Genomic DNA, 13,138 nt, shown 5'->3' with positions numbered 1-13,138 from the left:
TGACGCGGTGCGTCCGTGCGCGCGACGGGGGTGCCGGCGAGCCGGGGTTTCCCGCCCCGCCGCAGGCCGCGCCGCCGGGCAGGAGCCTCAGCCGCGTCCGGCGGCCGTCCCGGTCGTCCCGGTCGTCCCGGTCGTCCCGGTCGTCACGAGCTTTCCCATGACGCCGCCCGCCACGAGGCCGGGCAGCAACAGCTCCCACAGGCGGGTGACGGTGCCGGCCGCATGCCGGGACCCGTTCCGTCCCCCCAGGGCGCCGAGGCCCAGCGTGGTGGCCACCAGGGTGCCCACCACTGCCTGTGCGGGAATTCCCGGGGCCACCGTGCCCTCCCCGGCAGCCTGGTGAAGTGTCTCCTCCACCCACGCCTTCCAGTGGCGGCGAGGGCCGGCGGCCGAGGCGCCGCTCGCCTGGACACTGCGGGCCACGCTGAAGCCGACCCGCAGTACCGGGTCGTCACCGAAACCCCGGACCAGTTCGTGGGTGGCATCGATGAGGAGCTGCAGAGAACCGCCGGGAAGCAGGCCCGCGTTGCGCCCGGTGATCCCGGCGAGCCGGTGGTCGGCCGACGCCCCGACGGCGTCAGCCAGTGACGCCTTGCTGGGGAAGTGGAAGTGAAGGGCCCCGTTGCTCACTCCGGCACGTGAACTGATCGTGGACAAGGACGCGAGCGGGTAGCCGTGCCGGTCGAAGACCTCGGCGGCGGAGGCGATCAGAGCGGCGCGCGTGCGCAGCGCGCGGTCCTGCTGGGGCATCTCAGCTCCACTGTTCCGGATGTGCGGGGCAGGACAAAGGGGCGCGGCCGGTACCGCCGCGCGTCCCTCCCCACAGATTAACAAACCGCACGCACGGTTTCCTGTGTCTCCTGGTCCTCGCGGCACCTTTTGCCGCGTCACGGGGCGCCGGTTGCGAGAGAGCCGTCAAGGCTTCACAACTCCCCCACGAAGTCCGTTGTGTTCGGGTATGTTTCGAACGACTGTCGGACGTGCCGCTGACCGGGCGGACGGGTGTGCGCTGCGAGGCGAATCCGTGACAGCGCAGGCCAGGGGAGACGAGGAGTCCCGGATGGTACGTCCGATACCTACGGACGTGGTCGTGGTCGGCGGAGGACCGGTCGGCATGCTGCTCGCTGCCGAACTGGCTCAATGCGACGTGACCGTGGTGGTCCTGGAGGGCGAGGCCGGTACGTCGACGCGGCCCAAGGCCACCACTCTGCACGCCCGTACGACGCAGACACTCGCCCGACGGGGATACCTGCCCGCCCCCGAGTTCTCCCCCGCGGCGGGCACCGTCAGCAGTCCGTTCCACTTCGCGGGCCTTCCGGGGCTGCACATCACCGCGCCCGCGGCCGAACCCGAACCGGTCCTGAAGCGGGCTCAAGCCGATCTCGAGCGGCTCTTCGAGGACCGGGCACGCGCGTACGGTGCGCAGGTGCTGCGCGAGCACCGCATGGTCGAGCTGGCACAGCGGCCGGACGGTGTACGGGTGGTGGCCGAAGGGCCGCAGGGGCGCACGGAGTTCGACGCGGCCTTCGCGGTCGGCGCCGACGGCGCGCGGGGCACGGTGCGCGAACTGGCCGGCATCCGCTGCGACACGCACGCCCCCACCGTCTCCGCCATGATGGGTCTCGTACGGCTGGACGACCCGGACTCCCTCAGCGGCGGGTGGCACCGCACCGCGCACGGATGGGTCGTGGCCAAGGAGGCCGCGGACGGTGGGATGCACGTCCGGACGGTCAACTTCACGCGGACGCACGCCGATCGGGGCAAGCCCCTGTCCCTGGACGAACTGCGCGAGGAGACGTCGCAGATCATGGGCCGGGAGATCGGGATGAGCGCGCCGAGGTGGCTGAGCCGGTTCAGCGACTACGCGCGGCTGGCTCACACCTACCGCAAGGATCGCGTCCTGCTGGCCGGAGACGCGGCGCACCTGCATTTCCCCATCGGGGGGCAGGGCCTGAGCACCGGGATCCTCGACGCCCTGAACCTGGGCTGGAAGCTGGCGGCCACCGTGCGTGGCGCGGCCGGCGAGAGCCTGCTGGACTCCTACGACACCGAGCGCCGGCCCGCGGCCGAGCGCGTCATCGAGAACGTCCGGGCGCAGGTGTCCCTGATGCACCCGGAGGTCCGGCTCGATTCGCTGCGGAATCTGTTCAGCGGGCTGCTCGCCAAGGACCCCGGCGGTTCCCACCTCGGCGCGATGATCAGCGCCCAGGACACCGTGCTGCCGGCGCGTTCGGCCGCTCCCTCGGCGTGGGAGGGGAAGTTCCTGCAGAACATCGCCCTGACCACGCAGTCGGGACCGACCGATGTGATCCGTCTGCTGCAAGAGGGACGGATGCTGCTCCTGCTCTTCGGCACCGATACCTGCGAACAGCACGAGAAGGCCGCGCAGGCGTGGAGCCGGTCGGTGCGGACCGTACGAGCCGAGCCGGTGGCGGTGGTCCCGTGCGCCGCACTGCTCGTACGCCCCGACGGCTATATCGCCTGGGCTTCCGACGGCGCGGGCCTGGAAGCGACCCTGGCCCTGTATCTGAGCGACGAGAGTGCCGTACGCCCCGTGGGGTGACCTGCCCGCCGCGGGAGCGGGCCGGCCGGGGCGACGTCCGTCATCAGCTCGCGGCAGCGACTATCTTGGGGGGCTCCTCCACCGTCGGGGTCCCTCCCGCCTCCCGGTACACCTGGGCTCCGCGGCCGGGGGAAAGATCCAGGGTGGCGAGCACGGACGACAGCACGACGTTGGGCAGGACGTGCCGCAGCAGTCCGGAGATCCGGTGGTTCAGGTCCTGGTAACCGCTGATCGTCTGCGACATGGCCTGGACGCCCGCGAAGGAACCCACCAGGACGTCGGCCGTCTCGGTGGGGACCACATGGGGCAGCAGTTCTCCGTCGGCCTCCTGCAGGAGACCGAGGACGATCTCGCTCCAGCGCAGGAAGGGGCCGCTGCGGTCGAGTTCGGTCGCCTGCTGGTCCAGTGACAGGCGCACACCTGCTCTGACCATCGGGTCCGTCTGCAGGCGATAGGCCTGCAGGGCGACTGTGTCGACGATCTCCTGCACCTTGGTGTTGCGGGTGGGGACCACAAGACGCTGGTCCTGTTCCGCGAGTACGCCCTGTGCCAGGTGATCCTTGGACTGGAAGTGGAAGTACAGGGCCCCCTTCGTCACGTTGGCGGTGGCGAGGATCTCAGTGATGGTGGCGGCCTGGTATCCACGCTTCTCGAACACCGTCGCTGCTGCCGCCAGGATGGTCTGGCGGGTGCGAATCGCCCGGTCCTGCTTGACCACTGTTTCCCTCCATTCTCAGAGTCACTGGGCCATGCGACCCAACACAAAAAAACCGTCGAGTATGTATCTTACACCGGGACGGGGTCCGCAGCCCGGTCAATCGACGACTTTTCTACGACGACCATGGCGCCGGACTCCTGGCAGTCCGCGCCGAAGGGGGACAGATGATCCTGGTGACGGGAACCACGGGCACGGTGGGACGGCTGGTGCTCGAGCAGTTGCCCGCCCACTGCACGGTGCGCGCCCTGGCCAGGGATCCTTCCCGGGTGACCCTCGCGCGTGCGGGCCTGGAGACGGTACGCGGGGACTACGGCGACCCGGCCGGCCTGCGCCGGGCGCTCACCGGTGTGCGCCGCGCCCTGCTGGTGACCAGCAGGGTGGCAGGGGACGACGACGCCGCCTTCCTCGACGCGGCACGCGAAGCCGGCGTGCAGCACGTGGTCAAGCTTTCGGCCGCCGCCGTCACCGACACCGGCGCACAGGACGCCATCACCCGCTGGCAGCGGGCCTGCGAATCAGCGCTGACCTCCTCGGCGCTCGACTGGACGCTGCTGCGCCCCCGCTCCTTCATGTCCAACGCCCTGTCGTGGGCCCCCTCGGTCCGCGGGGAAAATCTGGTGCGCGCGCTGTACGGCCACAGCCCCAACGCCTGCGTCGACCCCCGGGACATCGCCGAGGTGGCCGTGCGCGCACTCACCGAGGACGGCCACACGGGCCGGGCCTACACCCTGACCGGGCCGCATCCGCTCACCGCCGCGGAACAGACCCGGCAGCTGGCCGAGGCACTCGGCCGGCCGTTGCGGTTCGAGGAACTGACGCCGCATCAGGCACGCGAGGCACTGCTGCGGCGCCATCCCGAGACGGTGGTGGAAGCCCTGCTGGACAGTGCGCTGCGGCAGCGGGCCGGGGCCAAGGCGCAGGTACTGGACACCGTGCTGACGGTGACGGGCCGGGCGCCCAGGCCGTTCCGCGTGTGGGCGCGAGATCACGCACAGTCCTTCGGTCCGAAAGCCGCAGCGCCGTGAGAGGTGCCCCTGCACCGGTCAGGCGGCGACGCTGCAGGCAGCGACAGTGGTACTGAAGAGAGGTTCGCCGTTCTGCCGGCCGGTCACCAGCACCAGGCCCTCGTCCGAGCCGGTGGGCACGGCCTGCGCCTCGATGAAGCAGGGGCTGTCGAGCTCGGCGTACCGCTGGAACTCGCTGACGATCCGGGTGGGCAGCAGGAAGGCCCCGGCCGACGCCATGGGCTTGAGTACGGCGATGGTGGCCTGCCGGGCGGCCTCGATGAGCACCATGCCGGGAACGTGGTCCACCGGGTGGTCGAACAGTATGGGGTGGCGGCTGTCCACTCTCAGCTGCCAGCGGTGCGTCTCGCCCAGCGGGGACAGCACGACGTCCATGGGCGACATGCGGCCCACGCTCTGCGGCGAGACCGGTGCCGTGAGCCGGAGCGCGGGGCGTTCGGCGGACAGCCGGCCCGCCCGGACCCGCCGGTAGACCTCGGGACCGACACAGGTGTAGGTGGCTCCACCCACGGCCACCACGTGACCGTCACGACGGACGACCACCTCGTAGGAGGCACCCGCGTGACCCTGGCGGCGCTGCTTGACGTCGGTGAAATCGACTTCGAGTTCCAGGGAGGCGGGGACGCCCTCCAGGCCGAGGTACTGCGGCTCCACGGCTACGTGGAGGTCGCGCATCAGGAACTGGTGGCCGAGAGGAACATCGAACTCTGCATGCGCCAATAGAGAACCAACCTGGCGGATTGTTTCTGTGGCCATGAGCGGGTCGTAATGGGTGCCGTTGGCCAGAGTGAAGAAGCTGTGCGCCCGCGGCCACTGGGCGGTGACCGCAAAACGGGCGTCGCCGCGCCGCTCCCAGCCGGTGAGAAGGACCTCCGCGACGGCCGCCCGGTGCACGAGCTCCTTGGGCACTGTGGAGGTGAGAGAGCCGTAGCGGGTCAGGGCGGGCGCGGTTCCCCCGCCCTCCCGCGAAGACCGAACGGTCGGTGCTTCGTACCGGAACGTGTCCAACGCTGACATGTATCCCCCAGGATCGCGTCTGAACGTGCACGGGACGATGCGCATCTCCGCCCAACCGAAGATACATACCAACCGGTTTCATTTCTAGACGTTACTGGCCGGTACGCGGGACGGGAAGTGGAATTACATTCTCCACTCGTGCCGTCACACCAGCGGACCACCAGCGCGCCTCGAGCCTGGCTCCGGATAGTGGCACGTCGCCGGCCGAGGCGGACAGTACATCCCGTTGCCGAGTGCGAGTGCCAGGAGATTCCCGGTATCGGGCATCAGGGCCGCCACGGCCGTGAACAGTGCGGGCCGGCCCGTCTGCCCGCGCCCACTCCTCGCGCAGAGCCCGGGCGGAGCCCGGCCGGCTGCCTCCGCCCCTCACACCGGTCCGCCAGACACCACCGGCGCGGTCCCGGCCGAGAGAACGAAGCCACCGCCCAGCCCGCAGCAGACAACAGACCGCTCCGCCCGCTTACGGGCAGACACCCAAGAGATCCGCGATGAGGGCCATGCCTGCAGCAGCACCACCACGCGGTCGAGCGGAACCCACCCGTCACCGCCGCCGCACCACACCCTCAAATGCCTTGTCGTCCCAGCCTTCTTGGCGTTTCCTTGACAGGGCAGATGACATGCATGCTCGACAAACAAAACGGGTAGGCGTTATTTTCTATTCGCGGTGAGGAACCAGACCACACCAAGACGCCGCAGCCGGGCCACAGGACTCTTTTGCCTGCCAAGCACGTCCTGTGAGCTCAGCGCCGATTGCGCAGTAGATCCAGCACGCCCCGGGGGGACGGCATGCTCGCTACCAGGTTCCGATCTACGCCCTTAGCCGGCCGCTGCCCGCTGAAGCGGCGTCAGGTCCCGTGCGCGGCCCGTCCCGGCCCGAAGACGCGGACAGGGATCCGCCGCGCCCCCCACCGACATCGCAGGTCCCCGGCCGGGGCGCCGCCTCTCCACGCCCGCCACGGGACCTCACTCGCACACCTGATCTCCGGCACGGTCCGGCTTCCCCGCACGAGCCGGCCACGCGCCTGCTCCGCACACCGGCGCGAATGCGGCTCTCCCCCGGCGCGATCCGGACCACCGCAGCCCCTGCGCGGATGACGCGACCCATTCCGTATCCGGGTCGCTTCAGTCGCTGAACGGACCACGCGATGCCCGTTGACCTGCCGTTTTCCACAAGCGACCCAGCAGACCGAGCAGTTGCCGACATCAGCCCCGCCCGGCTTCGTACCCCTGTGGACACCGCGTTGTGGTGTGCGGAACACAACTGGCCCGTCCACCCGTTGGCTCCCGGCCGCAAGACACCCGCAGCCAACTTCAAAGCGCGGGCTGCTGCTGAGGGCGGCGTCCGTCGCCGTTTCCCGCCGGGATCATTCCTGCAGGGCGATGCGGGCGGTGATGCGTTTGCCGGCCGGCTCCCGCTGGATCTCCAGACTTTCAGTGACGGCCGTGACGATCTCCAGGCCGTGCTGCCCGACCCGGCCCGCATCAGCGGTCCGGGCCACCGGCAGGACGGGATCGCTGTCCTGGACGACGACTTCCACCGCGGAGTCGCAGATGCGCAGTTCCATGTGCGTCGGGCCGGGAGCATACCGACGGGCGTTGGTGACCAGCTCGCTGACCACGAGCTGGGTCAGGTCCTTCGCGCGTGCGGACACCCGCAGGCCGTACTCGGCCTGGACGCGGGTGAGGAAGCCCACCGCGCGGTGGCGCGCCTGGGCTATGACGGGCCCTTCCCCGTCCAGGGCGACAGCGTCGTGCATCGGGCCGCGACTGCTCGCCCCGTTGTCTTCACCTTCGCCTTCGGGAACTTTCACTGGCTCCGCCTCTTCCCACGTTCACACGCTGCGGGTACCCCGCACCATCCCCGCAAGTCCCCTGAGCAGCGGCTACGTGCGAACGGTTATTCGCCGTACTATCGGGGCAGTCCGGTGCTTATCGTGTCGGAGCCCGAGACACCCTTCAGCGAGCGCAATCGAGGAAACGGTGACAGAGACCCACGGAGCAGGCCAGTCCGGTCAGTTGGCGATCGGCCGCACCACCGCCGACGGCGTCCGGGTGATCACTCTGCACGGCGAGATCGACCGCACCGTCAAGGACGTACTCGCCGAGGCGCTGCTGCCTCCTGAGAGCGTGGCATCGCCACGGATGGTGGCGGACCTCAGTGGTGTGACGTTCATGGACTCCAGCGGCATCAACGTCTTCCTCGCCGCGCATCAGGCTGCGAGTGACGCTCAGGGATGGCTGCGCATCGCCGGCGCGCAGGGAGCCGTCCTGCGGATTCTGCGGGTCGTCGGCCTGGACACGGTGATCTCCTTCCATCCCAGCGTCGAGCAGGCCCTGACCGCCTGAACTTCTTCGTGCTCTCCCGGGGCCCGGCGCGCTGCTCCACAGGGCCGTTCCCCTGGAATCGGTGTTCTGGCAGCGCATTTCGAGCCCATCGAAAAGTGTGATCGCGGCTCTCGCCGACGCGTACTGTCATGCCGACAAAAGCGGGCGGGAGAACTCACCCCTCGGAGAGGCTCAAGCGGATGCGTGATCGGATCGGACTGGCGGAGGTGCTGGCGGCGGCGGAGGACGCCGCGCCGGTGCGTTCGCTGGATGTCGTCGCGGACAACCTGCGTGAGCGGTTCGGCGCGCGGTACGTGTCGTTCCTGTTCGTCGACGTCGTCGGCCGGCGCCTGCTGCGGGTGAGCGAGAAAGCGGCCGCCTACCACGAGCACCATCCCGATCAGGTCCCTCTCGCGGGCAGCAGCGTCTATGACGAGGTTCTGCGCACCCAGAAGCTCGTCCAGGCACCGGAGGGCGCACAGGGGCTGCGGGTGCTCGCGCCGGTCACCAACCGCGGCGACGCCATAGGCGTCCTGGAACTGTTCCTCACCCAGGTCACCGAGGACGTGCTGGAGCAGGTGGAGGAGGCGGCGCACGCGCTGGCGTACATCATCGTCACCGACCGCCGCTTCACCGACCTCTACCACTGGGGCAACCGCACCACCACGGTCAGTCTGGCCGCGGAGATCCAGCGCCAGCTCCTGCCCTCGGCCCCCTCCTGCGAAGCCCCCGAATTCGATCTCGCCGGAGCCCTGGTGCCGGCCTCCGACATCGCCGGCGACACCTACGACTACGCCCTCGACCAGGACACCCTGCACCTGTCCGTCACCGACGCCATGGGCCACGACGTCGACGCCTCCCTCATAGCGACCCTCCTGGTCAACGCCTCCCGCGGCGCCCGCCGCGCCGGAACAGATCTGGCCGAACAGGCCCGCCAGACCCACCAGGCCCTCCTCGACCACGGCCGGCGCACCTTCGCCACCGGCCAGCTGCTGCGCATCGCCCTGGACGGCACCAGCGCCCAGCTCGTCAACGCCGGCCACCCCTGGCCCCTGCGCCTGCGCCACGGCAAGGCCGAACAACTCCACCTGGCCGTGAACCTGCCCTTCGGTGTTGCCTGGCAGGGCTCCTACACGGTGCAGGATCTCGACCTGCGCCCCGGTGACCGTCTCTTGCTCTTCACCGACGGCATGCAGGAACGCGAAGCAGACTCCGTCGACCTGCCCGGCATCCTCAGTGCTACCGCCGCCGAGCACCCCCGCGAGGTCGTGCGCACGCTGGTCGGCGCCGTCACCGACGCCAACCATGGCGGACCGCCCAGAGACGACGCCACCGTCCTGTGCCTGGACTGGCACGGCCCCCACTCCAGCAACCGCCACGCCGGCACCTGAGCCGACGCCTGCCCGGCGCACCACCGCGAGCTGGAGTCGCCGGCCGGTCAGCCTCGGCCGTTGCCGGAGAGCATCGATCGCCACGCGCACTTCGGTCGCCTGGGCGTCGTCGTGAGCACGGTCGGCTACGGCCGGCTCGGCATGGTCGAAGAGCTGGCCGACGCCCAGGTCGCGACACTGACTGCGCCCGCGGCGGCCCGGTAGCGCCCGTCTGGTCCTGCCCCGGGCGGGCGGGGACCGCCGGCGGGTGTTGGCGGTGCTGAGGTTCCCGGAAGGAATCGGCCGGCCCCGGGCGCTCGCCGAGGGCCCGGTCGCCGCGGGGGAACCGAAAAGGCTGGTGTGCGGGGCCGACGGAACCGGGTAACGTCTTTGTCATGTTCTTCCAGACGCCGATTCACGGGTGAGAGCGTGATGGGCCCCTGCTGACGTCCTTCGACGTGGCCGCCCGTCCCCCACCGATGAGTCCGTAGATCACTTCACATTACCGGGAGAACCCGTGACCGTAAGCAAGAACATCAACAACCCTGTGGGCATGGGCGGCGGGCAGCGCAAGAAGCTGTCCCGCGCCGAACGGCAGAACAACGGTCCGCACCGCAACCTCGACCGCCAGGGTGCAGCCGACCGGAAGGCGGAGCTGGTGCGCAAGATGCGTGAGAAGGCAGGCGCGGCAGAGGGCGCCGGGCAGGCGGGCGACGACACCGCGCAGGGCTGACACACCGCCGCCGCAGGGCGGCACCGCACAGGGCAGGGACCGGACCGCGACGCGCGGTCCGGTCCCTGCTGCCGTACCGGGGCTCTGCTGCCGTACCGGGCGCGGCCGGTCCCGCTCAGCTCGCGGCCGGCCGCCCTTCGTCGCAGCCGGCAATCCGGGGCGGCGCGGATTCGGCGGCCCCTGTCACCGCCACCGCCCGGAGCTGCACCAGCGGCTCAGCGCGTCTCCGTGCCCGGCCGGGCGACACCGCAGCCGGCCGGCCTGCCCCGCCGCGTTCGGCCGCGACGGAACCAGGGTTGTCGTGCACATGGCGCGACATGCTGTTTATCCTGCCGGACAGGGGCACTCGTGGGACACGGCGTCGATCTTGACGCGCTCCTCACACGACACGGAGCGCCCCGGTGCTCCCCACATGCAAAGGTGCCTGCTCATGAGCGCTGTGAACCCGGTCGGCAACACGAGTCCTCACACGAGCACCGATGCGGCCGCTCACCGGCCGCGCCGGCTGTCCACCGAGACGAAGGCCGCCTTCAAGACCACCGAATTCTTCACCTACATCGCTGCGGTCGTCGCGGTACTGGTCGCTTCCATGGTCGTGGGCGACGACGAAGGCCACGCCGACTACTTCCGCGCCGACAAAGCGTGGCTGTACATCGTGATCCTCACGGTCGGCTACATGATCAGCCGAGGCCTGGCCAAGTCCGGCAGCCGCGACCCCTACGACGACTCCCACTGAGCAGCCGCCCTCACAGGGTGCGCCGTTCACGCAGCTCCCGGACGGACCCAGCGGCGAAATGAACTGACCGTACGGAGCCTGGCGGCAGGCGGAACTGTGCCGGTGCCGGCGGATGCGCCCCGATGTCTGCAGCGGATCCTTCAGGAGACCGGGACGGACCAGGTACTGCGGATCTGTGACACCGTCACCGGCGCAGAAGCCGTCTTCTGCGGATGAGCCGCACCACGGGTGGCGGTGGCGGCCACCGCCGCCACGCTGATTCGATACCGCCGCACCCCGCGGGATACCGGTATCCCGCCGCCTCAGCGCGAGTCCGGCAGGGCAGGCAGCTCAGGCCGCGCCGGCTACTGCGGTACGCGCGCTGTGCGGTGGTTTTCGGCGTTGATGCGCTGGGCTTCCTCGAGCTGGTCTTCGAGGATGACGATGCGGCAGGCGGCCTCGACGGGAGTGCCGTGGTCGACGAGTTCCCGGGCTCGGGCCGCGATACGCAGCTGGTAGCGGGAGTAGCGGCGGTGGCCGCCCTCGGAGCGCAGTGGGGTGATGAGGCGGGCTTCTCCGATGGCGCGCAGGAAGCCGGGGGTGGTGCCGAGTATTTCGGCGGCCCGGCCCATCGTGTAGGCGGGGTAGTCGTCGTCGTCGAGACGGCCGAATGAATCGTCTGCTGTCATCTCACCTCTCTGTACAACAGGCTGAGGGGCCTTGGTGCCGTACGGCACCAAGGCCCCGAAGGAACTGCTTCACCATCTGCCGGCCTCAGTGCTGCGCCGGCCTTCTGTTTCCGCTGACCCGACTGAGATGCGGTCGGGGGTGCGGGGATCGCGGTTGCTGGACCGGAGACCACCTCACTATCGATGTCCTGCGGTACCCGGGCTCAAATCGTCCGCCCGGGCGATCCTGATGGCGCGAAGCTCCTCCGTTCTTCCCTCTTGAACAACCATTTCCAACGGGGACTGCGAACTGCTGATACTGCGTACTGCTGATACTGCCGGTGATGCTGTTACTGCTGGTGATGCGAACTGCTGGCGGCCTGTGACAGCGCCGCGCTTCGGCAGCCAGCCCCGTCGCCCGTCCTGCGTCTGCTCTGGCTTAGAACCCCACTGCCGAACTTCCCGGTGCGCGCGTCCGCAGCCGACGCCTTCACCGAGGTGCTGCTCTGCTACTGCACTGCTGGATCCTGCGAACTGCACTTGCGGGTAGTGCTCCCGCGGTCCTGCTCACGGCGGCCCCTGATCACTGCGGGCCGCCCGGTCCGGCTGTCAGTCCCGTCGCCGTCCTGCAACCGCTCTGGCTTCGGAACTCCACCGCCGCACCGTCCTGCGAACTACGTACTACTGACCGGCAGTTCGTCTCTGCCGGGCTTGCTCGATCTCGGCTACGAGAGAAACCATAACCATGCAGCCGCTCAATGTCTACTCTGACCAACATAGATTTTCGTGCGTTCGACGGTGGGTTTACCGCCTTCGAACGGCGACAGGAGCAGACCCCCCAGCCGTCACTGCCGGGGCACGGGCATCAGGCCGGCGCGACCGGGCGCGGGCGAAGAGACGCGGGGTCGCCGTGAGCCGGGCCTGAGGGGCCTCTCCAGGGAGCCGGGGCGGCTGCCCGCACCCTCACGTCCGACATTACTTGGCTAGCCACACGATTACTGCTACCTTAATTATGTGGCCAGCCACCTTTTTGGCGGCCGGAGGGATTTGAAGCCATGATGAAAGCAATCGTTTTCGACCACTTTGGCGGCACGGACGTGCTGCACGAGGCGGACGTCGAGGTCCCGCAGCCCGGCCCCGGCCAGGTCCGGATCCGTGTGAAGGCCGCCGGGCTGAACGCGCTGGACGGCAAGATCCGCGCCGGGATGCTGGAGGCCGTCCGCCCGACCGTCTTCCCCGCCGTCCCCGGTGGCGAACTCGCCGGCGTGGTGGACGCCCTGGGTGAGGGCGTGCGGAATGTGCAGGTGGGTGACGAGGTGCTGGGCTGGTCGGACACCGGCTCGTACGCCCAGTACGCGCTGGCCACCACCGTGGCCCCCAAGCCCGCCGGCCTCGACTGGCAGCACGCGGTCGCGCTGCCGGTGGCCGGCGAGACGGCCGAGCGGGTCCTGAACCTGCTGGGGGTGGCCGCCGGGGAGACCGTGCTGATGCACGGCGCGTCCGGAGCGGTGGGCACCCTGGCGGTGCAGCTCGCCACGGCCCGCGGAGCACGCGTGATCGCCACCGCGGGCCCCTCCAACCAGGACTACCTCACCTCGCTCGGCGCCACCGCGACCGTGTACGGCGAGGGCCTGGTCGAGCGGGTGCGGGCGCTGGCCCCCGACGGCGTGGACGCGGTGTTCGACCTGGCCGGGAAGGGCGCCCTGGAGGACTCCATCACCCTGCGGGGCGGCACCGGGCGCATCGTCACCATCGCCGACTTCGGTGCACGGCAGCTGGGCATCACCTTCTCCCAGGGCTCCCAGGAACGCTCCACCGCCCGCTTGGCCGCCCTGGCCCAGGACGCCGCGGCCGGCAAGCTCCTCACCACCGTCACCGCCTACCCGCTCGACCAGGCGGCCAAGGCCCAGCAGGTCAGCGACGCCGGGCACGTGCGGGGCAAGCTCGTCCTGAGCGTCGGCTGAGCACGCCCTCCCACCGCCTCCCCACGACCACCCCCTGCCT

Annotated in this window: 13 protein-coding genes; 8 read left to right on the top strand and 5 right to left on the bottom strand. The window is 69.9% G+C overall.

Annotated features, from left to right (window positions below):
* Positions 1 to 87: 87 nt before the first annotated feature.
* Entirely contained in the window at positions 88 to 750 is a 663-nt protein-coding gene (locus tag O1Q96_RS22830; protein ID WP_269249976.1) for a ScbR family autoregulator-binding transcription factor, read from the bottom strand.
* A 310-nt stretch (positions 751 to 1,060) separates the two neighbouring features.
* Here O1Q96_RS22830 and O1Q96_RS22825 point away from each other — a divergent pair, with 310 nt between their 5' ends.
* Entirely contained in the window at positions 1,061 to 2,563 is a 1,503-nt protein-coding gene (locus O1Q96_RS22825; protein WP_269249975.1) for an FAD-dependent monooxygenase, read from the top strand.
* Between the two features lie 43 nt (positions 2,564 to 2,606).
* On the opposite strand, the gene O1Q96_RS22820 is transcribed toward O1Q96_RS22825, so the two are convergent.
* Positions 2,607 to 3,281 (bottom strand): ScbR family autoregulator-binding transcription factor, encoded by a 675-nt coding sequence (locus tag O1Q96_RS22820; RefSeq protein ID WP_269249974.1) that lies wholly within the window; start codon positions 3,279 to 3,281, stop codon positions 2,607 to 2,609.
* A 164-nt stretch (positions 3,282 to 3,445) separates the two neighbouring features.
* On the opposite strand from O1Q96_RS22820, the gene O1Q96_RS22815 reads away from it, so the two are divergent.
* Entirely contained in the window at positions 3,446 to 4,306 is an 861-nt protein-coding gene (locus tag O1Q96_RS22815) for an NAD(P)H-binding protein (RefSeq protein WP_269249973.1), read from the top strand.
* A gap of 18 nt (positions 4,307 to 4,324) precedes the next feature.
* Here O1Q96_RS22815 and O1Q96_RS22810 read toward each other — a convergent pair whose 3' ends face one another.
* Both O1Q96_RS22810 and O1Q96_RS22805 read right to left on the bottom strand, forming a co-directional pair.
* On the bottom strand, positions 4,325 to 5,323 hold the full coding sequence (locus O1Q96_RS22810; protein ID WP_269249972.1) for a ScbA/BarX family gamma-butyrolactone biosynthesis protein: 999 nt from the start codon (positions 5,321 to 5,323) through the stop codon (positions 4,325 to 4,327).
* 1,364 nt (positions 5,324 to 6,687) lie between these two features.
* Positions 6,688 to 7,080 (bottom strand): ATP-binding protein, encoded by a 393-nt coding sequence (locus tag O1Q96_RS22805; RefSeq protein ID WP_269249971.1) that lies wholly within the window; start codon positions 7,078 to 7,080, stop codon positions 6,688 to 6,690.
* 223 nt (positions 7,081 to 7,303) lie between these two features.
* On the opposite strand from O1Q96_RS22805, the gene O1Q96_RS22800 reads away from it, so the two are divergent.
* The 5 genes from O1Q96_RS22800 (at position 7,304) to O1Q96_RS22780 (ending at position 10,487) form a co-directional block, all read left to right on the top strand.
* Positions 7,304 to 7,669: an STAS domain-containing protein gene (locus O1Q96_RS22800; RefSeq protein WP_269249970.1), complete on the top strand. Its 366-nt coding sequence runs from the start codon at positions 7,304 to 7,306 to the stop codon at positions 7,667 to 7,669.
* Between the two features lie 179 nt (positions 7,670 to 7,848).
* The gene (locus O1Q96_RS22795; RefSeq protein WP_269249969.1) at positions 7,849 to 9,039 is read left to right on the top strand and encodes a PP2C family protein-serine/threonine phosphatase; all 1,191 of its coding nucleotides are present in this window, start codon (positions 7,849 to 7,851) and stop codon (positions 9,037 to 9,039) included.
* A gap of 60 nt (positions 9,040 to 9,099) precedes the next feature.
* Positions 9,100 to 9,243, top strand: a complete 144-nt coding sequence (locus O1Q96_RS22790; RefSeq protein WP_269249968.1) for a hypothetical protein — start codon at positions 9,100 to 9,102, stop codon at positions 9,241 to 9,243.
* A 292-nt stretch (positions 9,244 to 9,535) separates the two neighbouring features.
* The gene (locus O1Q96_RS22785; protein ID WP_269249967.1) at positions 9,536 to 9,751 is read left to right on the top strand and encodes a DUF6243 family protein; all 216 of its coding nucleotides are present in this window, start codon (positions 9,536 to 9,538) and stop codon (positions 9,749 to 9,751) included.
* Between the two features lie 430 nt (positions 9,752 to 10,181).
* Positions 10,182 to 10,487 (top strand): hypothetical protein, encoded by a 306-nt coding sequence (locus O1Q96_RS22780; protein WP_269249966.1) that lies wholly within the window; start codon positions 10,182 to 10,184, stop codon positions 10,485 to 10,487.
* Positions 10,488 to 10,831: 344 nt separating this feature from the next.
* Here the strand turns inward: O1Q96_RS22780 and O1Q96_RS22775 are convergent, their stop codons facing one another.
* The gene (locus tag O1Q96_RS22775) at positions 10,832 to 11,155 is read right to left on the bottom strand and encodes a helix-turn-helix domain-containing protein (protein WP_269249965.1); all 324 of its coding nucleotides are present in this window, start codon (positions 11,153 to 11,155) and stop codon (positions 10,832 to 10,834) included.
* A gap of 1,037 nt (positions 11,156 to 12,192) precedes the next feature.
* Here O1Q96_RS22775 and O1Q96_RS22770 point away from each other — a divergent pair.
* Positions 12,193 to 13,098: an NADP-dependent oxidoreductase gene (locus tag O1Q96_RS22770; RefSeq protein WP_269253690.1), complete on the top strand. Its 906-nt coding sequence runs from the start codon at positions 12,193 to 12,195 to the stop codon at positions 13,096 to 13,098.
* Positions 13,099 to 13,138: the final 40 nt, after the last annotated feature.

Source organism: Streptomyces aurantiacus (assembly GCF_027107535.1).
Lineage (GTDB): Bacteria > Actinomycetota > Actinomycetes > Streptomycetales > Streptomycetaceae > Streptomyces.
Note: the sequence above shows the minus strand (reverse complement) of the source record. Positions and strands in the feature narration are given on the sequence as shown.